The 26,426-nt window shown below is 36.8% G+C and carries 30 protein-coding genes and 1 pseudogene; 18 read left to right on the top strand and 13 right to left on the bottom strand.

From position 1 onward, the window contains the following. Window positions 1–76: 76 nt before the first annotated feature. A protein-coding gene (locus tag KS419_RS18080; RefSeq protein WP_217066546.1) for an IS3 family transposase occupies window positions 77–1,188 on the top strand; the annotation gives its coding sequence in 2 pieces (ribosomal slippage) (window positions 77–326 and window positions 326–1,188; 1,113 coding nt in all). 57 nt (window positions 1,189–1,245) lie between these two features. Further along, window positions 1,246–1,668 (top strand): hypothetical protein, encoded by a 423-nt coding sequence (locus KS419_RS18075; protein ID WP_217067790.1) that lies wholly within the window; start codon window positions 1,246–1,248, stop codon window positions 1,666–1,668. Between the two features lie 28 nt (window positions 1,669–1,696). Here KS419_RS18075 and KS419_RS18070 read toward each other — a convergent pair whose 3' ends face one another. The 3 genes from KS419_RS18070 to KS419_RS18060 form a co-directional block, all read right to left on the bottom strand. Beyond that, a complete protein-coding gene (locus tag KS419_RS18070) occupies window positions 1,697–2,212 on the bottom strand; it encodes a GNAT family N-acetyltransferase (RefSeq protein ID WP_217067789.1) in 516 nt (171 codons plus the stop codon). 141 nt (window positions 2,213–2,353) lie between these two features. Then, the gene (locus tag KS419_RS18065; RefSeq protein ID WP_217067788.1) at window positions 2,354–3,214 is read right to left on the bottom strand and encodes a dimethylarginine dimethylaminohydrolase family protein; all 861 of its coding nucleotides are present in this window, start codon (window positions 3,212–3,214) and stop codon (window positions 2,354–2,356) included. Window positions 3,215–3,410: 196 nt separating this feature from the next. Next, the gene (locus KS419_RS18060) at window positions 3,411–3,890 is read right to left on the bottom strand and encodes a hypothetical protein (protein WP_217067787.1); all 480 of its coding nucleotides are present in this window, start codon (window positions 3,888–3,890) and stop codon (window positions 3,411–3,413) included. Window positions 3,891–4,097: 207 nt separating this feature from the next. On the opposite strand from KS419_RS18060, the gene KS419_RS18055 reads away from it, so the two are divergent. Next, the gene (locus KS419_RS18055) at window positions 4,098–5,036 is read left to right on the top strand and encodes a diacylglycerol kinase (protein ID WP_217067786.1); all 939 of its coding nucleotides are present in this window, start codon (window positions 4,098–4,100) and stop codon (window positions 5,034–5,036) included. 92 nt (window positions 5,037–5,128) lie between these two features. On the opposite strand, the gene KS419_RS18050 is transcribed toward KS419_RS18055, so the two are convergent. From KS419_RS18050 to KS419_RS18035, 4 genes are all read right to left on the bottom strand, one after another. Continuing rightward, window positions 5,129–6,037 carry a hypothetical protein gene (locus KS419_RS18050; protein ID WP_217067785.1) on the bottom strand — a complete coding sequence of 303 codons (909 nt, stop codon included), beginning with the start codon at window positions 6,035–6,037 and terminating at the stop codon, window positions 5,129–5,131. Between the two features lie 180 nt (window positions 6,038–6,217). Next, complete coding sequence (locus tag KS419_RS18045; protein WP_217067784.1) at window positions 6,218–6,655, bottom strand: DUF948 domain-containing protein; 438 nt, start codon at window positions 6,653–6,655, stop codon at window positions 6,218–6,220. A gap of 73 nt (window positions 6,656–6,728) precedes the next feature. Beyond that, on the bottom strand, window positions 6,729–7,076 hold the full coding sequence (locus tag KS419_RS25560) for a DUF5665 domain-containing protein (protein ID WP_217067783.1): 348 nt from the start codon (window positions 7,074–7,076) through the stop codon (window positions 6,729–6,731). Between the two features lie 367 nt (window positions 7,077–7,443). Beyond that, on the bottom strand, window positions 7,444–8,496 hold the full coding sequence (locus KS419_RS18035) for a YecA family protein (protein ID WP_217067782.1): 1,053 nt from the start codon (window positions 8,494–8,496) through the stop codon (window positions 7,444–7,446). Window positions 8,497–8,615: 119 nt separating this feature from the next. On the opposite strand from KS419_RS18035, the gene rlmD reads away from it, so the two are divergent. The 8 genes and pseudogenes from rlmD to KS419_RS18000 all read left to right on the top strand — a co-directional run. Next, window positions 8,616–9,983, top strand: a complete 1,368-nt coding sequence (gene rlmD / locus KS419_RS18030; RefSeq protein ID WP_217067781.1) for a 23S rRNA (uracil(1939)-C(5))-methyltransferase RlmD — start codon at window positions 8,616–8,618, stop codon at window positions 9,981–9,983. 213 nt (window positions 9,984–10,196) lie between these two features. Beyond that, window positions 10,197–10,445 carry a type II toxin-antitoxin system prevent-host-death family antitoxin gene (locus tag KS419_RS18025; RefSeq protein ID WP_217067780.1) on the top strand — a complete coding sequence of 83 codons (249 nt, stop codon included), beginning with the start codon at window positions 10,197–10,199 and terminating at the stop codon, window positions 10,443–10,445. Window positions 10,446–10,450: 5 nt separating this feature from the next. Continuing rightward, entirely contained in the window at window positions 10,451–10,771 is a 321-nt protein-coding gene (locus KS419_RS18020) for a type II toxin-antitoxin system RelE/ParE family toxin (RefSeq protein ID WP_217067779.1), read from the top strand. Window positions 10,772–11,163: 392 nt separating this feature from the next. After that, complete coding sequence (locus KS419_RS18015) at window positions 11,164–11,556, top strand: NmrA family NAD(P)-binding protein (protein ID WP_217067778.1); 393 nt, start codon at window positions 11,164–11,166, stop codon at window positions 11,554–11,556. A 34-nt stretch (window positions 11,557–11,590) separates the two neighbouring features. Further along, complete coding sequence (locus KS419_RS25335) at window positions 11,591–11,722, top strand: hypothetical protein (protein ID WP_281419844.1); 132 nt, start codon at window positions 11,591–11,593, stop codon at window positions 11,720–11,722. Between the two features lie 18 nt (window positions 11,723–11,740). Continuing rightward, window positions 11,741–12,145 (top strand): DUF6069 family protein, encoded by a 405-nt coding sequence (locus KS419_RS18010; RefSeq protein ID WP_217067777.1) that lies wholly within the window; start codon window positions 11,741–11,743, stop codon window positions 12,143–12,145. 287 nt (window positions 12,146–12,432) lie between these two features. Then, window positions 12,433–13,722 (top strand): glycosyltransferase, encoded by a 1,290-nt coding sequence (locus tag KS419_RS18005; protein WP_217067776.1) that lies wholly within the window; start codon window positions 12,433–12,435, stop codon window positions 13,720–13,722. A 155-nt stretch (window positions 13,723–13,877) separates the two neighbouring features. Next, window positions 13,878–14,243, top strand: a pseudogene (locus KS419_RS18000) (NAD(P)H-dependent oxidoreductase); the annotation flags it as partial. A 56-nt stretch (window positions 14,244–14,299) separates the two neighbouring features. Here KS419_RS18000 and KS419_RS17995 read toward each other — a convergent pair. Both KS419_RS17995 and KS419_RS17990 read right to left on the bottom strand, forming a co-directional pair. Next, on the bottom strand, window positions 14,300–14,596 hold the full coding sequence (locus tag KS419_RS17995; protein ID WP_217067775.1) for a hypothetical protein: 297 nt from the start codon (window positions 14,594–14,596) through the stop codon (window positions 14,300–14,302). A 99-nt stretch (window positions 14,597–14,695) separates the two neighbouring features. Then, on the bottom strand, window positions 14,696–15,544 hold the full coding sequence (locus KS419_RS17990) for a hypothetical protein (RefSeq protein ID WP_217067774.1): 849 nt from the start codon (window positions 15,542–15,544) through the stop codon (window positions 14,696–14,698). Window positions 15,545–15,719: 175 nt separating this feature from the next. Between KS419_RS17990 and KS419_RS17985 the strand changes: the two genes are divergently transcribed. Further along, window positions 15,720–16,700, top strand: a complete 981-nt coding sequence (locus KS419_RS17985) for a ring-cleaving dioxygenase (protein ID WP_217067773.1) — start codon at window positions 15,720–15,722, stop codon at window positions 16,698–16,700. A 48-nt stretch (window positions 16,701–16,748) separates the two neighbouring features. Here the strand turns inward: KS419_RS17985 and KS419_RS17980 are convergent, their stop codons facing one another. From KS419_RS17980 to KS419_RS17970, 3 genes are read right to left on the bottom strand one after another with little or no spacing between them, the layout of a single operon-like run. Further along, window positions 16,749–17,225 (bottom strand): glutathione peroxidase, encoded by a 477-nt coding sequence (locus tag KS419_RS17980; protein WP_217067772.1) that lies wholly within the window; start codon window positions 17,223–17,225, stop codon window positions 16,749–16,751. A 24-nt stretch (window positions 17,226–17,249) separates the two neighbouring features. After that, window positions 17,250–18,092 carry a 1,4-dihydroxy-6-naphtoate synthase gene (locus tag KS419_RS17975; RefSeq protein ID WP_217067771.1) on the bottom strand — a complete coding sequence of 281 codons (843 nt, stop codon included), beginning with the start codon at window positions 18,090–18,092 and terminating at the stop codon, window positions 17,250–17,252. Beyond that, a complete protein-coding gene (locus KS419_RS17970; protein WP_217067770.1) occupies window positions 18,089–18,781 on the bottom strand; it encodes a futalosine hydrolase in 693 nt (230 codons plus the stop codon). The genes KS419_RS17975 and KS419_RS17970 overlap by 4 nt, the downstream gene beginning before the upstream one ends. A gap of 398 nt (window positions 18,782–19,179) precedes the next feature. Here KS419_RS17970 and KS419_RS17965 point away from each other — a divergent pair, with 398 nt between their 5' ends. The 5 genes from KS419_RS17965 to KS419_RS17945 all read left to right on the top strand — a co-directional run bounded on the left by KS419_RS17965 (window position 19,180) and on the right by KS419_RS17945 (window position 24,356). Then, window positions 19,180–19,731, top strand: coding sequence for a YncE family protein (locus tag KS419_RS17965; RefSeq protein ID WP_217067769.1), 552 nt, complete (start codon window positions 19,180–19,182; stop codon window positions 19,729–19,731). A gap of 23 nt (window positions 19,732–19,754) precedes the next feature. Continuing rightward, the gene (locus KS419_RS17960; RefSeq protein ID WP_217067768.1) at window positions 19,755–20,228 is read left to right on the top strand and encodes a YncE family protein; all 474 of its coding nucleotides are present in this window, start codon (window positions 19,755–19,757) and stop codon (window positions 20,226–20,228) included. Then, a complete protein-coding gene (locus KS419_RS17955) occupies window positions 20,215–20,370 on the top strand; it encodes a hypothetical protein (RefSeq protein ID WP_217067767.1) in 156 nt (51 codons plus the stop codon). The genes KS419_RS17960 and KS419_RS17955 overlap by 14 nt, the downstream gene beginning before the upstream one ends. A gap of 411 nt (window positions 20,371–20,781) precedes the next feature. Beyond that, window positions 20,782–22,506 carry an ABC transporter ATP-binding protein gene (locus KS419_RS17950; RefSeq protein ID WP_217067766.1) on the top strand — a complete coding sequence of 575 codons (1,725 nt, stop codon included), beginning with the start codon at window positions 20,782–20,784 and terminating at the stop codon, window positions 22,504–22,506. Next, complete coding sequence (locus tag KS419_RS17945; protein ID WP_217067765.1) at window positions 22,503–24,356, top strand: ABC transporter ATP-binding protein; 1,854 nt, start codon at window positions 22,503–22,505, stop codon at window positions 24,354–24,356. The genes KS419_RS17950 and KS419_RS17945 overlap by 4 nt, the downstream gene beginning before the upstream one ends. Window positions 24,357–24,601: 245 nt before the next feature. Here KS419_RS17945 and KS419_RS17940 read toward each other — a convergent pair whose 3' ends face one another. Continuing rightward, window positions 24,602–25,732, bottom strand: a complete 1,131-nt coding sequence (locus KS419_RS17940) for a trypsin-like peptidase domain-containing protein (protein WP_217067764.1) — start codon at window positions 25,730–25,732, stop codon at window positions 24,602–24,604. A gap of 202 nt (window positions 25,733–25,934) precedes the next feature. On the opposite strand from KS419_RS17940, the gene KS419_RS17935 reads away from it, so the two are divergent. Next, a complete protein-coding gene (locus KS419_RS17935; RefSeq protein WP_217067763.1) occupies window positions 25,935–26,399 on the top strand; it encodes a cupredoxin domain-containing protein in 465 nt (154 codons plus the stop codon). Window positions 26,400–26,426 lie beyond the last annotated feature (27 nt).

Here is a 26,426-nt window from a genome sequence, read left to right as displayed (position 1 = left end):
ATAGGTTACACTTGGTTGGACAGATTCGTTAAGGTCATATACACTTGATTCAAATAAACGCTGAGGGGAATCGGTAATGGCCAAACGAGAGAGAAGGAGCTACACAAAAGAATTTAAGGAACAAATAGTTCAGTTGCACGCTTCTGGTAAGCCAAGGGCTGAAATTATCAAAGAATACGAGCTGACGCCATCTGCCTTTGATAAGTGGGTTAGGCAGCACCAGAATAGTGGGTCTTTTGAAGAGAAAGAGAACCGTACACCGGAACAAGAAGAGCTAATTCGTTTACGAAAAGAAAATCAACGACTAGCAATGGAGAATGATATTTTAAAGCAAGCCGCGCTGATCATGGGACGAAAGTAGATGTGATCCGACAGAACAGTCACAAATACTCGGTATCAGCAATGTGCGAGGTCCTACAACTACCGAGAAGTACGTATTATTATGAAGCAGAGATTCGAGATAACCAAGAGGAAGAGTTAACGAATCTGATCGTCGATATTTTTAAGAAAAGTCGGGATAACTATGGCCAGAGAAAGATAAAGATAGAGCTAAAAAAGAAGGGTTGGAAGGTTTCTCGCCGGCGTATTGGCCGAATCATGAAAGAACAAGGATTAGTTTCCAAATACACCGTAGCACAATTCAAGCCTTCTAGAACGTCTTGTAATGAATCGGAGATAGGGAATACATTGAACCGTGAATTCGATCAAGACCAGGAACTGAAAGTGATTGTGAGTGATTTAACATACGTTCGAGTTCAACAGAAATGGCATTATATTTGTGTTTTAGTAGATTTATATAATCGTGAAATTATTGGCTACAGCGCTGGTCCTCATAAAAGTGCTGAGTTAGTTCAGCGTGCCTTCACATCAGTAAAATACAATCTTAATAGACTTGAATTATTCCACACAGATAGAGGAAGTGAATTTAAAAATAAACTGATTGATCAAGCCCTAGAAGCCTTTGGTATAGAACGCTCATTGAGTGAAAAAGGAACGCCTTATGACAATGCCGTAGCTGAAGCTACATTCAAGACAATCAAAACAGAGTTCGTTCATGGGAAGGTTTTCTCTAGCCAACACGAACTTGACCTTGAACTTTTTGACTACGTACATTGGTACAATAATATTCGAATTCATGGATCACTAGGTTATTTAACACCGTCTGAATACAAGTTAATACACCTTTAAATATTTGTCCACATAAGTGTTGACATACCAAAGCTTAGATTCTTCAAGGAGGGTATGATGAAACAAGCAGTTACTGTATGCATGATTATAAGTGTTTTTATTGGGTTAATATCATTAGTTATAGGAGTTTTATCATTTTTACTACCATCGGAAGTTTATTTGCAGGGGGTATCAGGATTATTTTTATTTGCATTGGCAACTTTTTTATGGATTATTCCCCTTCAAGTAATTGAGTGGTTGCGATTTGTACGTGTTCAACGAAGGGGAAAACGCATCCTATTCCCATACTTTGTAACACTTCTGCAAGTCTCTGCTTTTGTGTTTTATTTAATAAGTATGAATGGTCTAATACAACAGATAGAATTTACCAATAAAGGCCTTGTTTTATTTGCGTTTATCATGGTAGTGTTTGCTAAAATTGTTTATAAGCTTCTTTCAAAGACTGAAAGAAAGACAGAAGAGAAGAGAAGGATCAGTTGATTAACAAGTTCCTGGCAGACAGTTATAACTACAATCCCAGATTCTCTTTATCACTCTCCATAAAAAGAAATTCCATATTCTTTCCATTTACAGGACTTGAAAAAACCATCTTTGGCACAAACCCTGCCTTTAAATAAACAATGATGGCCCGCTTGTTCGTTGTTAAAACAACTAAACGAAAAGACGTATAGTCTAATGTATGCAAGTAGGATAGAACCTTTTCTAAAAAGGATTTACCTAAACCAGCCCCTGTTAAGTTCGGTTTTAGACCTAAGCCCACATCTACGAAAGATTGGTCTTCATATAAACCGATTTTATACCCTCCAGGAACCCGCGCATCGTGTCCGTAACAAAAATATCCAATTAGTTGCTGATTTGAATCGTAGGCAACGTAATAATTTCCTTCGACGAGCTCTTGTACAAGTTCTTCGGAACCATCCATGCTATATATGTCATAGGGAGAAGGGTATGTCCAACAAGAGATCTCCCTTGCGCTTTCATAAGACATTTTTTGGAAAGTAAGCTGATTAAGTTCGACATCCATATTATATTATTACCTCCAGAGATACATTGTAGAATTTGTCTCGCTAAGAATAAAACACACAAGATAAATAATGTATTCTATAGAAAAAGAAATCCTCCTTTAATTTTTCAAATTAAAGGAGGTAAATTTTAAAATATTCATTTACTCTGTAATCTCCCTTTTTAAGGGCAAGGTACAGCAACGAAAGGAACCACCAGATTTTATAATTTCCGATATGTCTACTTCAATAACTTCAAATCCCCTCTTCTTAAGTTGGTTATTAACGTCCTTGTTAACAGGTAAACTAATAATTTTTTTATTTCCAATGGATAAAATATTAGTCCCAAGAGTAAACTGCTCTTCTTTTGATACGGGAATCAGTTCATAATAAGACTGTAATACATCAATCTCTTTCTTTGTGAAAGCTTCTGGGAAAAATAAAGCTTCTGTCGGTGAAATAATGTTAAAGACACAATCCAGATGTAAGTATTTTTCTGTGAAAGGGACAGTGATCACATTGAACTGATGAAGTAAACTTTGTACATGATCAATGGCGAATTGATTCGTTCGATTACTTAATCCAATAAAGATGTTCTCCCTGTCTATAATAACATCGCCGCCTTCAATCATATCCCCAACGAGATTAAAATAGGAGATCTGCTCTTGCTTTAACCATCTCTTTAATTCTTCTTCTTCTCCTTGCCGTATTTCATTTGCCATATCTGCCACAAAAATAGTTTGGCCTAACGTAAAACCAATATCTCTTGTAAACACTTGTTCAGGAAACTTTTCTAAAGACGGAAGTAAAATGACATCAATATCTTGCGACTGAAGGGTATTAACAAAATTCTTGTGTTGTTCCATCGCTTTCTCTATATGAAGACCTTCGTTTTTAAAATGTTTTTGGGTTTCGTTAATTTGTTCTCTAATCGTCATATATTTAGGTTCACAAAGTATGACACGCTCTAGCTTGTCATATTCACTGGCACAATACGACTTCTCTATTTGTTTTGCAGAATACATTATCTATAAACCCCCAATAAAATTATTTGTATTAGCATTTCCTAGCGTTGAAAACACTATGAATGAAATAAAAAAATTTACTTCAGGATAAATTAAATTTTTGTTTTACTTTAGTATGAAAATGGGAAGTAATCTTAGTAGGTTTGTTTTGACTATTTAAAAATAAAAAGACCAATTAAATTGGTCCTTAGGATAATTAATGAGTATTATTGACGTTTTCCGCTTCTTGTTGATATTGTTCCTTTAACTTCTCCCAATTAATTTGTAAAAGTAAGGTTATATGATAGTAAACTATTGCTGCTGAGAGTCCAATTGCAATATTTTGTAATGATTCGAAGGCAGTAAAAAAATATTGGCCCTTTGTAATAGAAGTGATGGCAGAATAAATCATCACAACCGTAATACCTGCTATACCGTACAAACCAAACGATCGAAAGTAATTCTGTAGTTTAGTGTATACACTTTGATTTTTTTTCATATAGGAATCAACTAAGTAGGATGCAGGGATACCGCCTAAAAGGAACACAGGTGCAGTGTAAAAGGAGTATATTCCCAAAAGCAATCCAAATCCAAACTGTTCACCACCGGTAATGAAGTATTGAATACCAGCTAAAGCTGCACTGAATAAAACAACTGAAAGTATGCAAATAAACAATCTATGGAAAAATTGTGACATTTTTGTGAACCTCCTTTTCTATATAATAACGAAAAATGAAAATAATAAAAATGATTTTGCTCACATTTATTAAAATTATTGGTTAGATTTTCTCTAATATCATGTGAAATTGTATAATATATTCATAATCTTTCTCTTTCAATACATTGAATGTTATACTGTCATGTAAAAAGGTGGAAAAATTTAATTACCCTGGGAGAGAGTGCGATGAAGCGTGCTAGATTAATATATAATCCTTCCTCAGGAAGGGAACAGATGAAAAAAAATTTACCCTATATTCTAGATCGGCTAGAGAAGGTGGGCTTTGAAACATCAGCACATGCCACAACTGGTAAAGACTGTGCAAAACGTGCAGCAAAGCAGGCAACGGAACGGGGATTTGACTTAGTAATTGCTGCCGGTGGAGATGGGACGATAAATGAAGTTGTTAACGGGATTGCAGAGCAAGAAAAGAGGCCATCTCTTGGAGTTATTCCGGCAGGGACAACAAACGACTTCGCAAGGGCGCTTCATATTCCCAGAGATATTACGGAAGCTTGTGATGTCCTGTGTAATGGAAGACTTCAAAATGTAGATGTGGGGAAAGTTGGACAGGATTATTTTATTAACATTGCTGGCGCTGGGACATTGACAGAATTAACTTACGAAGTTCCAAGTAGGCTAAAAACAATGATTGGACAAGTGGCATACTATGTGAAAGGGTTTGAGAAGCTCCCCAGCATACGGCCCAGTCATGTCACCATAGAGTACGATGGAAAAAAATTCGAAGGGGAGATCATGCTTTTTCTTGTATCAAATACAAATTCGGTAGGTGGCTTTGAAAAATTGGCCCCAAAAGCATATTTGGATGATGGCTTGTTTGATCTATTAATTTTGAAAAAGACGAATTTGGCTGATGCGGTTAGAGTAGTAACTAACGCTTTGCGAGGAGAACATATTCATGATGACCGTGTCCTGTATATCCAAGCAAGCCATATTATTGTTCACTCAGAACAGGACCTTCACTTAAATTTAGATGGGGAATACGGTGGGAAGTTACCTGGAGAATTCAGCAATCTTCATAATCATATCAATGTGATTGTACCAAATAAGAAGTTAGCCTGTTTTCAAACAACTACAAATGAGAGCTTTAATTTTAATAACTAGTAGGGGAGTTAGGTGATTTGCTAACTCTCTTTTTTTTGGAGTACCGGGTACCTATGGGTACCGACATCTAACGTGCGATACCCAAGTTAAAGTTAATCAAAGGAGATTCTTTCATAGCGTTTAAGTACCTTCAATACTTGGACTGTGAGCCAGCCTTTCCATTCTGGGAGGACGGTATTTTTCCAAAAATCCTTCTCTATCCCCCATTCCCATAATGGAGACCAAGATCCGTCTGGTAATTGTTGATCAATCTCAAAATCCAAGTTCCAATGTACAACATCTTCCAAAACGTTATATAAAGGAGAGTTTGGGGAAGGTGCCAACCATAATGGTTTAGCGCTATATTCACTCCACTGGGATAGATCTTCCGTAACTACTTGGCGACTAATGTCTCTCAAATAATCAATGATGATTGTCTTACCAGGGTCAGGCATTTCCTCCACTAGTCTTAAATAACAAAGCATTTTATGAACATCTATATGATCAGGTTGCTCCTCAATATACTGGAATACATGGTCATGGAAAAGGGGCAATAAGTTTTCTGGAATAGATTGTGGATAAGCGTGATAATAACCAATGATTTCTACTCCAGGATTGTGACTGAATGGTCTATCTAATCCTCTATAGTGCCACCATTCAGCATGTGGTGATTCATTCATATGGGGCAATCTTAGTGGCCAATGATGATATTTCTCATAAATCCTTGTGAAGTAGTCCATGACAGAACGAATAAATGGAAGGTTCCAAGGGAGATTTACATCCCTGGCATATTGCATCGCTAAGGAGGTTACCACTGGGCTTGAAAAGGAAGATCTGATATCCGGTTCTAATGCATTACCCACACCACCATCACTATTTTGATATTTCTCAAGCTCAGCCAGGATGGGAGATTTTGATCCATTTAAAAAATGATAGTTAAAAAGATGCCGATCGATTGGACGGGCATGATTTATTATGTAATTCTTGGCAAGATCAAATTGCGGTTTGCTTAGCATCTTCATAGGATCGCTCCTCGCCTAAAACGATAGTTTCATTTTATCATATTAAACCCAAAAATTTGAGATATTGTATAGAATTTTGTCAACGAAAAAGATACCTCAGAGGTGCACTGAAAAGTGGATTGATCTATCATCTTTCCGGTGCAGTCCCTTAAGGTACCTTTTGACTTGCAAACGTAGCAATTATTCCTTCGTTTGTTTATTCATTTCTTTTTTTGCCTGCTTTAAGTAATAAAGGAATGCTGCACCTCGCATGAAACCATGTAATTGATTTCTGTCTAATACGTCAATTCCCGTTTTAAAACTTTCGGATTTTCCAGATGTAATCCGGGCTAAAGATGATGTTAAATGATGAGCTGATTCGCCCGTATCATGGACAATTTGAAATAAAGGATCTAGTTTTCCGAGCTTATTATTAACATCTAAAATGGTCTCATTTGTATTGTATAGAACCAATTTCGTTTCCCCTGTCAGTTCCTCAATACTTTTTTGTGTTTTTGAAATGGTCTCGGCAGTCTCTCCTAGAGTTTTTTCTAAGTTCTTTAAAACGGGGATTAAAAACACAACCCCTATTGCAAAACCAATGGATAAAATAAATACGCCAATCCCTAACCAATCCATATGTATCACCTCGATAATTTTAGTAGTCCTAGTTACTATCAGTGGTTGTCTATAATAAACATAACACTCAAGATTAAGTCTGTCGATAAGACTCAATCATATCAAGTAAATTCGCAATATGCTCACCTATATATGGCATAGATATTATTTGATTTAAAATAAATATGATGAGCCCTATAAACAAAGCTGTGCCGACTGTTAAACCTACACCTCGGGCTAGTCCAGCGATGAAGTTTACTTTAATGACTTCCCTCTTATTCGTATAGTGGTATGCCATATCTTTAAGCCGACTTTTGGTTGTCATGTCTTCTAATTGGTCCAATAGTTTTTCAAATCGTTTTGTATCCTCTTGGTTCTTACCTTGATGATACTTAGGAGGGACTTTTCGTTTTTTTTGTTCGGAAGTAAAGCCTGAGCTCACTTAAAATACTCCTTTCGAGGAACGAGAGTGTTGGTTAACGTACATAAGTCAATTCCCGTAACAGCGTGATCATAAACCTATCACTTGAATGTCAACATTTAAAATGGGAGGGCTCATAGAAATAATAACCATCCCAAATTTGAAAGTATAAGATACAGGTTGTCATTCCTCCACTGCCCTACGCTCGTGACCAAGGCGCTTGCGCTTTTCTTATTGTCTAGCTCCACCGCCTACTCGCTATGGGGCACTTCGGAAGTGACAACTGAAGTCAAAGAGCGGACTTCAGGTTGTCATTCCTCCACTGCCCTACGCTCGTGTTCATAGGCGCTTACGCTTTTCTAAATAACCTTACCATTTGTAAGTCAACTTACCCATGTGGGACTCTCTCGGTTACGTCAGAAAAAACGCTGTTGAGTTCTTTAAAACGAGCAGAAATGGTAGAAGGGGAAACACCATATTTTTCACTTAACTGCTTAAAGGTTTGCTTGGTCCATTGATGTTGGTGATTTGCAATCCAGTATTCAATCGCAGCAGCATATGTACCAACTTTTTGGATTCGCGGTGCTTGTTCACTTGCAAAATGATACCACTTCTCCATTGCCAATAAGATTAGATCATACGAGTAATCCTCTAATTCAATATTGTTATAGAGCTCGTCGATGACAGCAAATGCTTGCTCTGGAATTTTCTCAAAACCAACGGATGGAAGGTCCACGATTGATACGTGTGCAAGAATACTTAGAAACGCGTGGAAATGCTCCACAAAGAAGTAAGGATCTTTTACCCCTTCATGGAACTCCTCAAATAATCGATCCACTTCAACAACGACATGATGTCTTAGAGAATCGGGAATAAGGACGGCATCACTTCCAAGGGCAACACCAGTTGGAGTAGGATAAAGGTAACCCACAAGAAGGTCATCTTCAGTCAGTTGGCTTGTCAACTCAGTGTGTTCCGGATAGTGGATGCTTTCAGTCAGCCAATCAATAAGAACAACTCCACCTTTTTCAACTTTCAAGACAGAAAGGATCTGAGGAGTTAGCTCCAGCCATTTATTAAGGGTAGTGGAAACAGTTTCAGAATAGTTGTCACTGTGCTCTTCCACAAACTTTTCCAAAATCGATTTATCATCCTCTGTTAAAGGTTTATTAAAAAGTAGCCAATGAAAGAGGAGTTTAGAAAATGCCTTAGAATCCCCCGTTTTTAATTTTTCATAAGTACTCGAGTAACGTTGGTAGATTGCCTGTAGTTCTCCGTCAAACTGTTTACTGTACTCAAAGAGCTTTGGGAGCAATTCATTAAAATCTTGCTGATCCTCAACATTCAAAAGAACGTTTTCCTGGATCTTGTTCAGACAACACTTCTTATATTTTTTACCACTACCGCATGGGCAAGCATCATTTCGTCCTATTTTAATCATACCTTCATCTCCGTTCTATAAAATGCCTTCTTCATCATATCAACCCTTAGGATTTTTTCAACTCTTACCATTATGGTACAATCAAGGTCAGAAAAAACACGTTCGGAAAGGAAAAGAGAATGAGACAAATACCAGTTCGCAAAAATGAAACGATAGAAGTTAACTTTGAGGACTTAACCCATGATGGGGCAGGAGTTGGAAAATTAAATGGATTCCCAATTTTTGTACAGCGGGCTTTACCAGGGGAAACTGGCAAGGTGAAAATAACTAAGGTGAAAAAAAACTATGCTTTCGGACGCCTGCTGGAGTTAACCAAGGAAAGTGAGTATCGGGTTGATGCCCCGTGTCCAATTTTTAAACAATGTGGGGGATGCCAACTTCAGCACCTCAGTTATGAAGGACAATTGAAGCATAAAGAAAAACAAGTTCGGGATGTTATGGAACGGATCGGTGGATTTAGCAGTTTAACGGTTCATCCTACCCTTGGTATGCTGGATCCGTGGCGTTATCGCAATAAAGCACAGGTTCCTTTTGGGGAAGAGGAGGGTGGTCTTATAGCAGGGTTCTATGCGGAAAGATCTCACCAAATCATCGACATGGACCAATGCGCGATTCAGCATGAACAGAATGATAAGCTTGTCCAGATCGTGAAAAATATTGCGAAAAAGTACGGGGTTAGGGGCTACGATGATAAAACCCATAAAGGCACATTACGCCATGTGGTTACACGATATGGCTATAAAACCGACGAACTTATGGTCGTCCTGGTTACGAAGGGAAAGGAACTACCGAACAAGAAGAATATCATTCAAGACATTCAGGCGGAGCTGTCAAACGTCAAATCCATTGTACAAAACATCAACCCAAAACGGACGAACGTTATTTTCGGAGAGAAAACGGAAGTGCTTTGGGGTGAGGAAGTCATTTATGATTACATAGGAGACATTCGATTCGCAATTTCTGCCCGTTCCTTTTATCAGGTAAATCCAGAACAGACGAAGGTACTTTACGACAAAGCGTTAGAATATGCACAGTTAACCGGTGCAGAAACAGTCATTGATGCCTACTGTGGAATTGGTACAATCAGTCTATTTCTGGCACAAAAGGCTAAGCACGTCTATGGTGTCGAAATTGTTCCGGAGGCGATTTCGGATGCGAAAAAGAATGCAAAACTAAATGGAATAGAGAATGTGGATTTTGCAGTCGGGGAAGCAGAAAAGGTCCTTCCTTGGTGGTATGCCCAAGGAATTCGCCCTGATGTTATCGTAGTAGACCCACCAAGGAAAGGGTGTGATGAATCTTTACTGGAAACGATCGTAAAAATGCAGCCGAAAAGAGTCGTTTATGTCTCCTGTAATCCAGCAACCTTAGCGAGAGATTTAAAATATTTAGAAGAACATGGTTTTCTAGCGAAAGAAGTACAGCCAGTGGATATGTTTCCACATACGAGTCACGTTGAGTGCGTGGTGTTGATAGAGCTGGTTTAGAGAAGGTATATGTTCCCTCAGACTTATGGTTTGGGGGATATTTTTATTTTAAGGGGGTCTAACTTTTACGCAATATTTTTGTTGTAATACAAAAATACATGAATGATGCTATCGAAACAGATTAGGATAAATCTTTTGTTGTTTGCTGTAATATTCAGTGTGTTATTTTAAGTTAAATAATGATAAAATATTAACAACAAAGGAGTTGATATTATGCCAAATATTAAACCTGTATCAGATTTAAGAAATTATAACGAGGTATTAAAGGACATTGCTGTAGGTGATCCAGTATTTTTAACAAAGAATGGTCGAGGTAGATATGCCATCGTTGATATTGAAGAATATGAGAAAAATCAAGCTACCATTAAGTTACTTTCAAAACTGATGGAAGCTGAGAAGGCCATTAAAACAGGAGATGAATGGCTAACGGAAGAACAAGTAAAAGGCGAATTAGGAGTTTAATTTTTATGCGTAAGTTAAGAATTAACCCTGTTGCCAAAAATGATTTGTATGATATTAAAGAATATATAACGAAGGAACTCGACAATCCAACTGCGGCTATAAATGTCGTTTCAAAAATTATTGAGGACTATGAAAAATTAAAAGAATTCCCTCTTTTTGGTTTAAAATTATCATCAAAGATTGATGTAAAAACAAATTATAGGTATTTAATAAGTGGGAACTACATTGTTTTTTACAAAATTGATGATGAGTATGTTTCGATTTTTAGAATTCTATATTCTAGAAGAGATTATGTAAAGTTATTAATGGGTGAAGAAAACGATTAGGTTATTAATTCCTCAAAAATTTGAACGACACTCAATTGGGTGTTTTTTTTTGTACCATACAATGAAGTAGGAAACTATGTTGTTTAAGGACAACTTGTATAGAGGGAGAGAAAATATGTTTTATTTTAAATTTAATGATGATGCTGAATGACGATTGTTAGAACGAAGGCATGCGGAAAATCTATTTCGGTTAACGGATAAATCAAGATACTATCTAAGAGAATGGCTACTTTGGGTTGATTTTCATAAAAGATAGAAGCAATTCAGAAGAGTTTATTGTTGGGACACTAAAACAATTTAGTGATAATAATGGTTTTCAAGCTGGTATTTGGTATAAACTGGGTTAATAAAAGCCGTTTCTAGAAAAGGTAAAGTAACAAGGAATAGAGCAAATGGTATTTGTATCTCTCATGGGAGTGGAAAAACCCCCCATCGTTCCACATCGGAAAATTGAAGATATGATCCGAGATTTAGGAATTGGCTATACTTTTTTACGACCATCCTTTTTTATGCAAAACTTGAATACGACACACCGGGAAGATATTGCCATAAGGAATGAATTGTATATGCCTGTTGGGAGAGCCAAAACTAGCTTTATTGACACACGGGATATTGCTTCTGTTGCGGCCACTTGTTTAATAGAGAAGGGATACTTGAATAAATTCTATACACTAACGGGGGCAAAAGCCATCGACTATGAAGAAGTTGGTGAGATTTTGTCTAACACGTTAGGTAGAAAAATAGAATACAAGATCCACGTACACTGGCGTTTCGTAAAAACTTAATTAAAAGAGGGATAAAAAGGAATTTGCCAATGTCATGATGATGCTTTATATTCTCACCCGTCTTGGTACGGCAGAAAAAGTGACGGATGATGTAAAAAACATTTTAAAGAGAGATCCTATTTCCTTTGAACAATATGCAATGGATTTCCAAGAAACTTGGCAATAAACACTAGATAAATGAGAAGTGGAATCACTGTATAAAAATAAGTTTTCGTCTTATTTAATAACAGGTTTATTAGGAGCTGCCATCATTGCAGCTGTCGCTAACGTAATTTTTATCGCTTCGGGATTCACCTTTGGCCATAACATAGGCTTTATCGGTCAAGACAGGGACACACTTTATATCGTCTTTATTACCTTTGCAACGGTGATGGCTGTATTAATAGGAACCATACTATTTTACTTCTTACAAAAATTTACGAAAAAACCGGTAGTATGGTTTGGAGTAATTGTCTTTCTAGGGTTTCTCTTCAATACGTTTACAGCCGAAGTGGATTTGTCCTTAGACTATAAAGCAACCGCACATTTGATTCATGTGATCGTGAGTGGTTTGGCCATTTACTTAGTTCCGAAACTTTCCAAAAACTAAGGGTTTCTAGAGAATATTTTTGTTAATTGCGGGCTTCGGAATTGTATTGGCAGGTTGTGGTGTTACAACACCCGTATTTTTAAACAGTGATAAAAAGTAAAGCTTCCGTAGTTTAATAGGAAGGAGGGATCCCATGATTTAAAACACCAATTTACTTTATTGACTATCTCCTTTACGGTTACTTGAATGGGGCACGACACAACTATTTATACCTCATGCCGTAGTAATTATTTGAAATTTCAGATAATATGTAGTTAGGTCACAACCAAAAAAGGAGATTTCTTCTGATGAAAATAACCTTATTAACTATAGGTACCCTAGGAGATGTAAGGCCATTCCTTGCTCTTGCTCTTGGTTTACAAAAAATGGGACATCAAGTCACTTTAGCTGGGCCTGAAAATTTTACTTCCTATATTGATACCTATCATGTGCCTTATCATTCATTGGAAATTGATACAAAACAACTTTTAGAATCTGATGAAGGGAAAAAGTGGATGGCTTCTGGTAATGTTAAAAAATTCATGGAAGAACTCCAAAATATTAATCATGAAAGAAGATATGTTTTAGAAAGGGATACAACAGCTGCTTGTCAGGATTGTAATCTTGTTATTGCTCACCCTTTGTTATTATTTCAAGCAGCAACTCTTTCAGAGAATTTTCAAATTCCATTAATGATAGCAACTCCTTTTCCTACTTCTCCAAAAACAAAAGAATTCCCTCATTTTCTTGTTAGAAGCAAGAAGTTACCTTTTGGTTTCTTAAACGAGTTTACATATCTCCTTTTTGCGAAAGTTTATGAAAAATCGAATAGAAAAGATTTGAATGAGTGGCGATTAAAATTGGATCTTCCTCCATTACGTGGATCCGTTTTTGCTAAATTAGTTAAACAACAGATTCCTATTCTTCATGCCTATAGTAATGAATTGGTTCCATTCCCTAATGATTGGGGTGATCACAACTATATCACTGGCCATTGGAAGATTCCTAAAAATTCTCTAGAACATGAGGAAAATCAATTGCCAGAGGACCTGTTAGCATGGCTAGAATCTGGAGAAAAACCCATTTATTTTGGTTTCGGTAGCCTGCCCATATTAGATCCACAAAAGATGATAGATATGGTGGTAGAAATAACGCAAAGTCTTCAAACAAGAGCTATTATTGCTTCAGGCTGGTCTGACATGATGCCAAAGGATTCATCCTTGACACATTCTATTTTCATGCTTAAATCAGCAAACCATGAGCTACTTTTTCCACATTGTAGCATTATCATTCATCACGGTGGGGCAGGGACGACTCATACCACGTTAGAATCTGGTGTCCCTTCAATTATTTGCTCTACGTATGCGGACCAGCCTTTTTGGGGAGAGAGGATTACAGAACTCAATATCGGTCGGCACATTCCCTTTCCGAAGCTAACCAAACAAAATCTTACAAATGCACTATTAGAACTAAAGAATGATCGTGTCAAAGAGAAAGCCACTGCCATAGGCATGCGTATGAAAACGGAGAATGGACTTGAAAATGCCTTGGAAATGATAGATAGGCATATAGAAAGAGTTCCTGTCTATAACAATTGAATGGTGGGATACGCTTATCAAATAGAACTAGAAATACCATTACACGGAGTGATTATCGCTATTTTATGGCTATTATAGTATCTAAAGATATAATTTTACTATTTTAGGTACGCACTACTATTATAAATGTGAAACTATCACTCAAACCATGTGGAGTGGTTTTTATCTACCCTATTTGGTGGGGAAGGCCCCCAGCTATGTTATTGGGTTATTTTGATAAAATGTTTGCTTCAAAGTTTGCCTACAAAGATAATGGTGGATTGTTTCCAGAAGGTTTGTTGAAAGGTAAATCAGTTGTATGTATCTCTGTAATGAATGGCCCAACCTTTTATCCACTGTTTTGGCTAAATAATGCTCATAAAGTTTTAATGCGTAAGGCATTATTTCATTACGTAGGCATAAGAAAGGTAAAATTTTTTGAGTTTGGGAATATGGAAAATTCAAAGGGGAATCATGGAGAAAAAATAAATAAAGTATATAAATATTTTCAAGAATTGAATAAACATAGCTTATCATCATAAAAATTTATTAAAAGATATTGTTAACTGATGATGACAACACCAAATTAGAGTGGCATTTAACTCCATTTATCCTTCTCAAGTTCTTTCCCATTAAAACTGATGACAACATCATTTTTTATGATTTCTTTCTGACTGGTTTTATTTACTTGATGCTGGAACCAAAAGTAAACAGCAATGGAATAGAGAATACCTAAACTTATTACAGAGAGGCGAATCTGCAGTATCAACAAAGGTGTGAATATATTACTCATAAAGAATGTTATAGAAAATAGAAAAAGGACAACAGGTATTCCAACTAAATAAAACTTTTTTGCAGTATCGTTAATGTCTTGATTTTTCCCTTGATCTATCATACTTAACCTCCATCTGTGTTTGTCCAAAAGATCAATTCCTATTACATATTATGAATTTAAATTTAAATTAGAACTCCCCCTCCAAAGTTGAAGATGTAATTATCGATAAACAAACGGTTCAGTTGTCCGTTGAATCAAATAATGGTTCATTCTTATCAGAATAAGAATAACGATGACTCTTAGAATTATTATGTATATAAAGGAAAATGGGTCATAAATCTGCAAAATACCACTACGATATAAAATGAAATCTACGGTGACGGCAATAACTACTGCTAGAATTGAATACCTTTTTGGCATGTGAATCACAACAAATGTATACAAAAACGTTAATACCCAAATCAAGATGGAACCAAAGGCTGTGTGATCCCTAAAAGGATCATTAAACCAATTCACCTGGTAGAGGTATGCATTCAATAAAGCAACGGGAATAAAGAGGATAGTAGTATGAATCATAAAACCTGAAAAAAATATAGTTGCCCATCGATAGAAAAGATTCAAGTGTTGATTTAGTTTTTTGTACCAAAAGATCGAAATGATAAAAGCCCCAAACACTCCAATTGCAGTAAACATTATATTCCACCAGTTATGGCTATAAATACCCAATGCTAAAAAAAGTATTTCAATTCCCAAAAGTAGGAGTATGAAAATCACAACTGTTACTAAAGAAGGAGATAGAATAGCAATAAAAACGGATGACATTGGTATGGAAAACATATTAGAAGCCATAGCACCCAACATATTGTCAAAGTAGCTATTTTTTAAAATATGGGGATAGTAATTATAGGCATTAAAAAAAATTTCAATAAAGACCTCTACAGTATAAGTGAGGCCAGTCATAAATGTATACAAGATGAGTACCTTCCAACTTTTTTCCTTTAGGATCGTATAGATAAATAAACTTGAGAAGAAAATGACAAGAATGATGAACCAAAATGAATTATCCATGGATTTGCATCTACCCCAAACAAATATTTATGTTAACAGTAGTGTAAACATAAAATTTTCACATCATTCATTTTGTAAATTATTAAATGAAAGACATATGTAAATCAGTTTCTTTGAATTGTAGTTAGAATTTATGTAGATTTAGTAGTAACAACGATTAGCAGGAGGAAAATAAATGAATGATTTAAAAGGAGTTCACCATATTACTGCGATTACAAGCAGTGCCGAAAAGAATTACGAGTTTTTCACCTATGTATTAGGAATGCGATTAGTAAAGAAAACCGTTAATCAGGACGATATCCAAACATATCATTTGTTTTTTGCCGATGACGAAGGAAATCCAGGTACAGACATTACGTTTTTTGATTTTCCAGGTATTCCTAAAGGGATTCATGGAACAGATGAAATAGCTAAATCATCATTTCGAGTACCAAGCGACAGTGCTTTAGAGTATTGGGTGAAACGTTTTGACCGGTTAAAGGTGGAACATAAAGGAATTACTGTACAATTTGGAAAAAAGGTATTACCTTTCGTTGATTTTGATGACCAACAATATCAGTTAATTTCTGATGAGAATAATACGGGAGTGAAGTCAGGGATACCTTGGAAAAAGGGGCCGATCCCATTAGAATACGCTATTACTGGGTTGGGACCAGTTTTCATAAGGGTGGCGAATTTTGATTATTTCAAAGAGATGTTGGAAAAAGTACTTCTTTTTAAAGAAATAGGAAAAGAAGGCTCATTGCATCAATTTGAAGTAGGAGAAGGAGGGAATGGTGCTCAAGTTATCGTGGAGCATAATACCGTACTTCCGTTAAGCCAGCAAGGTTTCGGTACCGTTCACCATGTGGCATTCCGAATAGAAGATCGTAAAGAATTAGATTCATGGGATCAGCGTCTAAGAAGTTTCGGATTCCAAACATCGGGATATGTGGATCGATTTTTCTTTAAGTCATTGTATGCTAGAGTTGCTCCCCAGATTTTATTTGAGTTTGCAACAGATGGACCAGGATTTATGGGGGATGAACCATATGAAACCCTCGGTGAAAAGTTGTCCTTACCACCATTTTTAGAATCGAAACGGGAACAGATTGAAAAGATGGTCCGTCCTATTGATACGGTTAGAAGTACGAAACATATGGAGAAGGAAAATTAATATAATAAAAAAAGCTGTCCCATACTATGGGGACAGCTTTATTGCCTATTAAAGAAGGTTTAACAAATCTTTTTCCAGCTTTTCAGGTTCTGTCGTAGGGGCATAACGCTCCACAACCTCCCCTTCTCGGTTGATCAGAAATTTTGTGAAATTCCACTTTATCTTATTTGAAAGAACTCCTTTTTTCTCATTTTTCAAGAAAGAAAATAATGGATCCTCGTTCTCACCATTTACATCAATCTTTGCGAAAATCGGGAAGGTCACACCGTAATTAACCTGACAAAAAGAAGTAGTTTCTTCGATATCTTCAAATTCCTGGTTGTTAAATTGGTCACAAGGGAATCCAAGTATCTCCAACCCCTGGTCTTTGTATTTGAGATATAATTCTTGTAACCCTTTAAATTGTGGCGTAAGCCCACATTTACTTGCCGTATTCACAATTAACAGTGCTTTCCCTTCAAACTCTTTCAATGACTGCACATGACCGTTTGGTTTTATCACATCAAATTGATAGACATTCCCCATGGTTTTCCCCCTATTAAAAATATGTTACTTCCCATTACCCCATCGTAAATCTGTTAAATCCATTGTCGGAATCAGCTCTGCCTCCATTGCCCTTCCAAGCAAAAATTCAATTGCAGCATATCCAGTATCTCCGAGATTTAAACTGAATTCATTAACGTAAAGGTCAATATGGGATTTTGCCACTTCTGGTGACATCTCCTGTGCATGTTCCAAAATGTAGTCCAATGAAGCTTTGGGGTTCTCCATTGCATAATAGATGGAGGCACGAATCCAATTTGTGATGGATTTTACATCAAGTGTCCGTTTTGCAATAATTGCACCAAGGGGAATTGGTGTACCTGTATCTTCTTCCCACCACTCTCCTAAGTCTGTAAGCATATGGAGGTTATATTCATGATAGGTAAATCTTGCTTCATGAATAACCAGTCCTGCATCCACTTTTCCATCACGAACGGCAGGCATAATCTCATGGAATGGCATAACTATCATTTCTCCCATTTCACCAGATACCTTTTGAGCGGCCCAAAGCCGGAAAAGGAGATAGGCAGTGGAACGTTCACTTGGTACCGCAATCCGTTTCCCAGTTAAATTTTGTGGGTTTGTCTCCTCTTTCGTTAAAACTAGTGGTCCGCACCCCCTGCCTAAAGCACCACCGCATGGCAGTAGAACGTAATCTTTATGTGCCCATGGAAGTGCTGCATATGATATTTTCATGATGTCTGCACTTTCAGAATTCATTGCTAAACCATTTGTAATATCAATATCAGCGTAAGTGACATCAAAGTCAGGGGTTCCAGGAATAAGATGATGGACTAAGGCGTGAAAAATATATGTATCATTAGGGCATGGTGAATAAATGAGTTTCATTGTTTGAATACCTCCTTTAGTGCCGTACCGGCCTTTTCTAACGTTTGCATAGCCTCTTTGATTTTCCATGAATGTCGATCCCTTGGTCCCACAGGATTAGAGATGGCACGAAACTCCATAAAAGGAATGTCAAAACTATTTGAAGCGGAGGCAACACCAAATCCCTCCATCGCTTCCGCACCGGCACCTTGTATTCGATTGGAGAGTTCCTCTGCCTTTTCTAAGGTACCTGTGACAGTAGCAAGGGTTAGGATCGGAGCTGTCGCTACATTTATGCCAGCTTTTTCAAAACAGTCTGCAAATGATGGGATAAGAGATAGATCTGGCGTCAGTACGGATTTTCCAAACCCTAATTCCTCTACTGGAATAAATCCTTCGGGCGACTCCGCTCCCAGATCCGCTGCAATGATTTTTGATGCCAGAACGATGGACCCAATCTCAGCTCTCTCTGGAAATCCCCCTCCAATACCCGCGCAAATAACTAGAGAGTACTTCTTTTTCATTAAAATCTTAACTGTATTGATTGCCGATTCAACCGGTCCAACTCCCACAGAACTAATATCATATATGGTATCACTTCCGAGGCCCCGTTCTATAGCATTCTTTTCAGCCTCGACCGCAGTAACGATGAGAATTTGCTTTTCATTATTTTTATAAGAAACTGAGGAAAGAATTTGTTTATCTGCCATTTTTTTGCTCCTCTTTAACTGGAAAAATTGCTTAGAATCTGTCATGGAACTCATGCTAGTGATTAGTAAATATCATCTAATACAAACTGAACATTTTACACAACAGACGTTTTTCCTGTTGCAACCCTATATGTTCAGCTTTCAAAGAACTGCTTATATGGGAATCATAGCATATCTTCAGACAATTAAGGTAGCAAAAGCTACCCTTTGTCTGAGTGAAAATTCATCCCATCTCTAAAGAGGGGCTACGCCCTGCAGGGGCTTTTTTTCACATAAATATGTAAAGAATTTAATAAAAAGTATTTACAACATTAACACTATGAATGTATACTTTATCTCAATAACGCATAAAACCTATTAAATGGATAGGAATAAAATGCTTTGGAAGGGTGGATACTATGAAACTAAGAAATTTATGGATGGGTACTTTGTTAATTACTTTTTCTTTCCTGTTTTTTGCGGCATGTAGTTCTGACACATCATCAACTGACAATGGCGCTGAGGAGGTAACCAGTGCAGTTCAGGAAGAAGCAGATAACAGTATCTCAGAGGAAGATAACAGCAAAGGGGAATTGGTGCCAGAGGTAACGGCTTATTATGAAGTGTGGATTGCAGATCAAGGGACTAATGAGATTCATATCATTGACGGAGAGACACATGAGGTTATTGAGACAATAGATTTTCAAGATGTAGGTGACAAACCACATATGTTAGTGTTTGACGATGCAGGTGAATATGCATATGTAGCAAATATGGGTTCAGGGACAGTATCCGTTATTGATGCAGTTAATCGTGAAGTTGTCGTAACACTTGAGACAGGGGAAGGTGCTCATGCAGCAGTACCTAGCCCAGACGGAGAGAGAGTTCTTGTGGCTAATACTCCTGGGCAGTCCATAACAGAGATAGTAATTGATAAGGAAAATAGAGATTTTCGGTTGGCCGCCATTTAGAGTTAACGGAAGTTGATTCATTATTGGATACAGAGGAATTCCCTAATCAACGCCCAATATGTCTAGCTTATACTGAAGATGGGAGCAAAGCTTATGTCACTCTTGGTGGTGGTGGTTTGTTTGTGTTTGATGTGGAAAACTTTGAAGTAGTAGAACAATTTGGAAAGTCTACCATTGGAGCACATGGATGTGGAACGGTTTTATCTCCTGACGGAAAGTATATGTTTGCTAACTCAGGCTCTACAGAATTGGCAGAATACTATGTGATTGATACAGAGACAGATGAATTACTATTCACGGGTGAAACGGGTGGTATTGACGCCCATGGTGTTGCTTTCACACCTGATGGACAACAGTTATGGATGGTAAACCGGGTAACAGATGATGCTGCTATTATTGATCCTAATTCGTTTGAAGTAATAGATTATATCGATTTTGTGGGAGATGCTCCCGATTTATTAGTGTTTTCTCCAGATGGGAAATATGTGTATATTTGAACCGGCAACAGGAACTCATGATATGGCAGGAGATACACCAGGAGTTTCAATAATTGACGTGGCATCGAAAGAAAAAATAGATTTAACCGAATTAACAGGGGACCCACATGGAATAGATCTTAGATTAGTAACAAATGAATAAAGAGAATTAATTATGAGATTGTTTGAAAAGTCCTTAGGAGCACTGTAAACCGTAATTTGAATATCCAGCAATTTTATGAATGACGGATTCCCCCATAAATAGGGGAATTAATCTCCACTAAACCTTGCCTCAAAGGGATAAATAAAATCACTTTGAGGCATCCTCTTTGACACATCTTCTCGTTTACTTTCACCTTTTTTTTCATGTAAATAGATTCCCATTTCCATTATCCAACATATTAACTTTCTATTGAGCAAATTTATGAAAAATATCGTCAAGTTTATGGTATTGTTTTAATATGTAAGAATACTTCGGAGTACGAAATGGTTTTCTTAACACGAACTGGAATTAGTATATGATATCTTAAAGTAATTATTTTCAAGTGGATATACATCGTTTGGAGGAACAGTCATGAAGAAGGTGCTTTCTTTTCTTGGACCTTACCGTATAGCGGTAGGAGTGGCATTATTTTTTACACTGGTGGAACTAGGGGTTGAACTTATACAACCATTTCTAATGGCAAGGATTATTGATGATGGGATCATGGCCGAAGACCTATCCGTTGTTCTTCTATGGGGAGGGATAATGGTCGGACTTTCTTTACTAGCTTTTGTGTCAGGGATTATAAATTCATTTTACGCTGCACATGCCAGCCAAAGTACAGGGTTTGATGTCAGGAGTCGGATATTTGAAAAAGTTCAATCTTTTTCCTTCTCGAATTTCAGTAAATTTCCTACCTCATCCTTAATCACACGGATGACGAATGATATTACTCAAATTCAAAATACGATTTTTATGAGTTTAAGGATCATGTTACGAGCCCCTTTACTCATTATTGGTGCAGTCATTATGGCCTTAATTGTCAATTTTAAGTTAGCCCTCATTTTACTAGTTACTGTTCCACTTTTAGTTTTATTTTTAATTCTTGTCATGAGAAAAGCAGGGAAGTTATTCCGATCTGTTCAGGAAAGACTAGATATAGTAAATAGTGTTATGCAGGAAAACTTAGCAGGAATTCGTTTAATTAAGGCATTTCTAAGAAGAAAGCATGAGGCTAAACGATTTACTAATGCCAGTGCTAATTTAAGAGATAGAACTGTTTCTGCCCTTCGACTTATTGAAATAGCAATGCCCGTTACTTTGTTAATCATGAATATAGGAATTATGGCAATCCTTTGGTTTGGAACTTTTGAAGTACAGACAGGAGGAGCGACAGTTGGGGAAGTCGTTGCAATTATTAATTATACAATGAGAATTACTGCGGTCTTGTCTGTATTTTCCATGATTATTATGATTTTTTCCAGGTTTAAAGCATCTGCAGAGAGGATAGCGGATGTTTTAAATACAGATGCAGATTTGACTGATTTAGATCACAGTGATGAAAACATTCAGATTCTTGAAGGAAGGATAGCTTTTAAGAATGTGTCATTTACATACCCAGGAACACATGTCCCTGTTTTGAAGAATCTTTCTTTTGAAGTTAACCCAGGGGAGAGGGTCGCTATATTAGGAGCAACTGGTTCAGGGAAATCAACACTCTTTCAATTAATACCAAGACTATACGATGTGGATGAAGGTAAGATATTGATTGATAATAGGAATATTACAACAATGAAGTTGCAAAATTTAAGGAAACAAATAGGATTTGTCCCCCAAGAGGCCATGCTTTTTACTGGACCCTTAAAGGATAATATCTTATGGGGTAAAGAAGATGCGTCAATGGAAGAAATGATGGAAGCATGTCGAAATGCCCAAATCCACGAGACCATAATAGAATTGCCTAACAAATATGATACGTTACTGGGACAGAAAGGTGTGAATCTTTCCGGTGGTCAAAAACAGCGCCTTTCGATAGCGAGGGCTCTTGTTAGAAAACCGAAGATTTTACTTTTGGATGATAGTACCAGTGCCTTAGATGTAAAAACAGAAAGAAAACTGCTGGACGCATTAAATGATTATCAATGTACAACATTGATGATCACTCAGAAAATGAGTACAACAATGAATGCAGATACAATTATTCTTTTAGATGAAGGAGAGCTATTAGCAAAAGGGAGTCATGATGAGTTGATGAACACCTCATCCCTTTACCGTAAAATATACGAGTCGCAATTAGGGGAGGAGAGGAAAGAATGATTGGACAAAAGTTAAAAGAACCTTTCCAGCATAAAAAAATCGATATAAATAAAATAAACGAGGATCAAAATGAAAGAAATGGAGGTGCAAATAAGCCTAAAGCTCAAAATTGGTGGACTACATTAAAAAGAGTATGGGGTTATCTTTCTCAAAGTAAGGGGCGTCTATCATTAGTTCTACTCCTGGTAGTAATGAGTTCGGTATTAGCTTTATTAGGTCCTTTCCTCGTTGGAGTTGCTATTGATAATTATGTGGAAAGCCAAATTACAGACGGACTAGGTTACTTACTTACGGTTTTAGTCTTTGTTTATCTTTTTCATTCGATGTCAGTGTGGCTTCAGAATTATTGGATGATACGCATTGCTCAAAAGACGGTGTTTACACTAAGAACAAAGTTGTTTAATCATCTTCATAAACTTCCAATTCCTTTTTTTGATAAACGACAACATGGTGAATTAATGAGCCGTATGACAAATGATATTGAAAATGTCAGTGCTACATTAAATAGTTCAGTCATTCAGATTTTTGCCAGTTTATTAACACTCGTTGGGACAATTTCAGTAATGTTATGGCTGAGCCCATTACTCACTTTTATTACGTTATTAATTGTTCCAGCAATGGTATTTGGTATGAAGTGGATCACAAAACGTACGAGTAAACTCTTTAAAGAGCAACAAAGGAGTTTAGGAGAACTTAATGGGCACATTCAAGAAACGATGTCAGGACAACGAATTGTAAAAACTTTTTCTCAAGAGGAGAAAGTAATAAGGGAATTTACAGTAAGAAATAAACAACTCAAGGAAACTGGCTTTTGGGCTCAAACTATCTCAGGATTTATTCCAAAGCTCATGAATGTATTAAATAATCTTAGTTTTGCAATTATCGCTGGTGTAGGGGGAATTTTAGCAGTAAATGGGATTATTACAATAGGTGTCATCGTTATATTTGCAGAATATGCACGTCAATTCACTCGGCCATTAAATGACTTAGCTAATCAATTTAATACCCTTTTGTCTGCCATAGCTGGTGCTGAAAGAGTGTTTAATGTATTAGATGAAAAAGAAGAAAGGGTAGATGAGGGAAATGCGGAAGAATTAATTCATGTAGACGGAGATGTGGAGTTTAAAGGGGTAACCTTTTCTTATGAAGAGGATACCGGTGGAGATACTGTTCACGATATTAATTTTCATGCCTATCCAGGTGAGACAATTGCATTTGTTGGTCCTACCGGTGCTGGAAAAACAACTTTAATCAACTTGATTTCCCGCTTTTATGATGCAGACAATGGCAGCATTTTGGTTGACGGACACGAAATAAAAGAAGTAAAAAGGGAAAGTTTAAGGAAACACATGGCATTTGTACTTCAAGACTCATTTTTATTTCATGGCTCGATTCGGGAGAATATTCGTTATGGTAGATTAAATGCTACAGACGAGGAAGTGGAAGCAGCGGCAAAACAAGCGAACGCCCATTCATTTATTATGAAATTTCCGAATGGTTATGAAACTATGATTGATCAAGATGGTGGAGGTATCAGTCAAGGTCAAAAACAATTATTATCCATTTCAAGGGCGATTCTTGCTAACCCCAAAATATTAATTCTTGATGAAGCAACAAGCAGTATAGACACAATTACTGAGATTAAAATTCAAGAAGCTTTAGGCCGTTTAATGAAAGGAAGAACGAGTTTTGTGATCGCCCACCGCCTTAATACAATTCAGAAGGCAGACCAGATTTTAATTTTAAAAGAAGGGCAGCTAATTGAAAGTGGGACACATGAAGAACTTATAAAACAGAACGGTTTCTATGCTGAGCTATATTTAAATCAATTAAAAGAAAAAGTAATCTAATATTTACTTCATCCGACATTTTATTGATTATATTGCTAATAAAGGTTTAGAACAGAAATTATTACAGCAATTTTTATGCTTCCTGATGATAAACTGAATATTTCCGAGGGAATTATTGTCTGTTCGACAGAGGATTCTGTACTAAATGCAAAAATTATCATTAAATGATGCAAGTAATAAAAGGGATCTGGGCAAGTAATTCCCCCAGATCCAAATAAAAAATACTTTGTGGATAAAACTTGTTATTAAAAGTCATCCCAATAATAATAAAACTCCATATCCCAATCATCATTGTCCCATTCATCTATACCCCATTTTTCAAGCCATTGTTCATAAACATTTTCCCAATATTCATAATCAAACTCTTCCCAAAAATCATAGGCGTCGGGCTCCCAATAATCATAGTATTCCTCTTCAGAAAAATCCCCATTTTCAAAATACCCTTCATTATGGTCCCATGATTCACCAAAAAAATAGTCCCCATAAGAATTGTAATACTGTGATAATATGGCTTCTTCATTCATTGGCTCATCTATCCAAGATTGGATCAAGTATTCCACCTGGTAGAGTGGAATACTGAAACCTATAGATGTGTCATGAATGTTTTGTGCGGAGTTAATAGCAATAATTTTTTCGGCACTCTTTGATAATAGTGGTCCCCCACTACTACCAGGTGAAATTGGTGCTGATATTTGGTAAAGATTTTCATATATAAATGAATCGATGATAAAATCACGGTTAGAACCAGTTATATATCCTATTGTTGCAGTATTTTCTAAACCAAGGGGGCTTCCTAACGCGATAACCTCTTCCCCGATCATTACGGGTTCTTCCGTATTTTTAGGGAATGGCTTTCTTCCAGCTAGATCAGGAACAAGTATCACTGCCACGTCTGTTTCATTGGAGTAACCTATTACTGTTCCTTTATATTCAGTGCCATTATTCGTCCTAACTTGAACTAGTGGGTCCCCTTCTACAACATGAGCGTTTGTTACTACTGCACCACTATCATTATAAAGAAACCCAGAGCCTTGATTATAGGAAGTGTAAATTGTATAAACGGCTTCCTGTGCATCAGCAATAAGTTCTGTCAGTTCCCTTTTTTGTGCTTCCTCACGGTCTTGCCAACCAAATGCAGGAATAGAAGTAATTTGGTTCTTTTTTTCTATTTTCCTCTCTTCTAAATAGGATGCAATTCGTTCTTCTGGAGGATCAGGATTCTCAGAAAAAAAGTTAGTTGCCATAAATATCCCAGATAAAAAGGCAGTTAAAAAAAGGAGGGTGAATAGAAACTTTGACTGCTTTCTTTTTCTCCCGCAATGGGGACAAAAGCGTGTTTTTTCCTCGAGTGGTTTTCCACAATTTGGACAATACAAGTTGTTAGTCCCCCTTCTTATCTATGTAATCCTATAATCCTATCATAACATGAATTTTTCATTTAAGATTTAATAACCCTTTCAATTATATGATTGGACTTCATTAGTGTTGCATCATTTTTAAACTTCTCAAGAAAATAGACAAGTTTCCCCCCACCTACTGCATATAAATGAATTAAGACATGCAGTTAGGAGGGAAAAAATGAGATTTATAGTTCTAAAAAGAAAAACAGTTATAGGTTTTCTTGTGTTTGGATTAGCATTAGTGTCAGTGTGGGTTTCTTCCAATATGTTCTCAAATGATATTCCTGCATTTAGTACCGGTGCTGAGGGAGAGGCGACAAATGACATCAGGGAAATTCATATGGTAACCGGAGAGTTTAAAACAAAAACAGAGGATGGAAAGGAAATTGAATCATACCGATGGGACCCTGGTACGATTTTTCTAGAAGCGGGAGAAAAGGTTAACTTAGTACTATACGGTGTGAATGGGAAGGAACATCCATTTAAGATTGAAGGGACAGACATTTCAGGTAATGTAAAAAAGGGGGAAGAGACAATAGTTCCAATTCAGTTTGAAGAAGAGGGAATCTACCGCCTTATTTGTGTAACACATGCAGACAAAGATCATAACGGGCCAATGATTGCTTATATTATTGTTGATTAACCCGTATAAAGGAAAATACAGGTGTCG

Source organism: Evansella tamaricis (assembly GCF_019042215.1).
Lineage (GTDB): Bacteria > Bacillota > Bacilli > Bacillales > Salisediminibacteriaceae > Evansella > Evansella tamaricis.
This window is presented reverse-complemented; position numbering and strand designations above follow the sequence as displayed.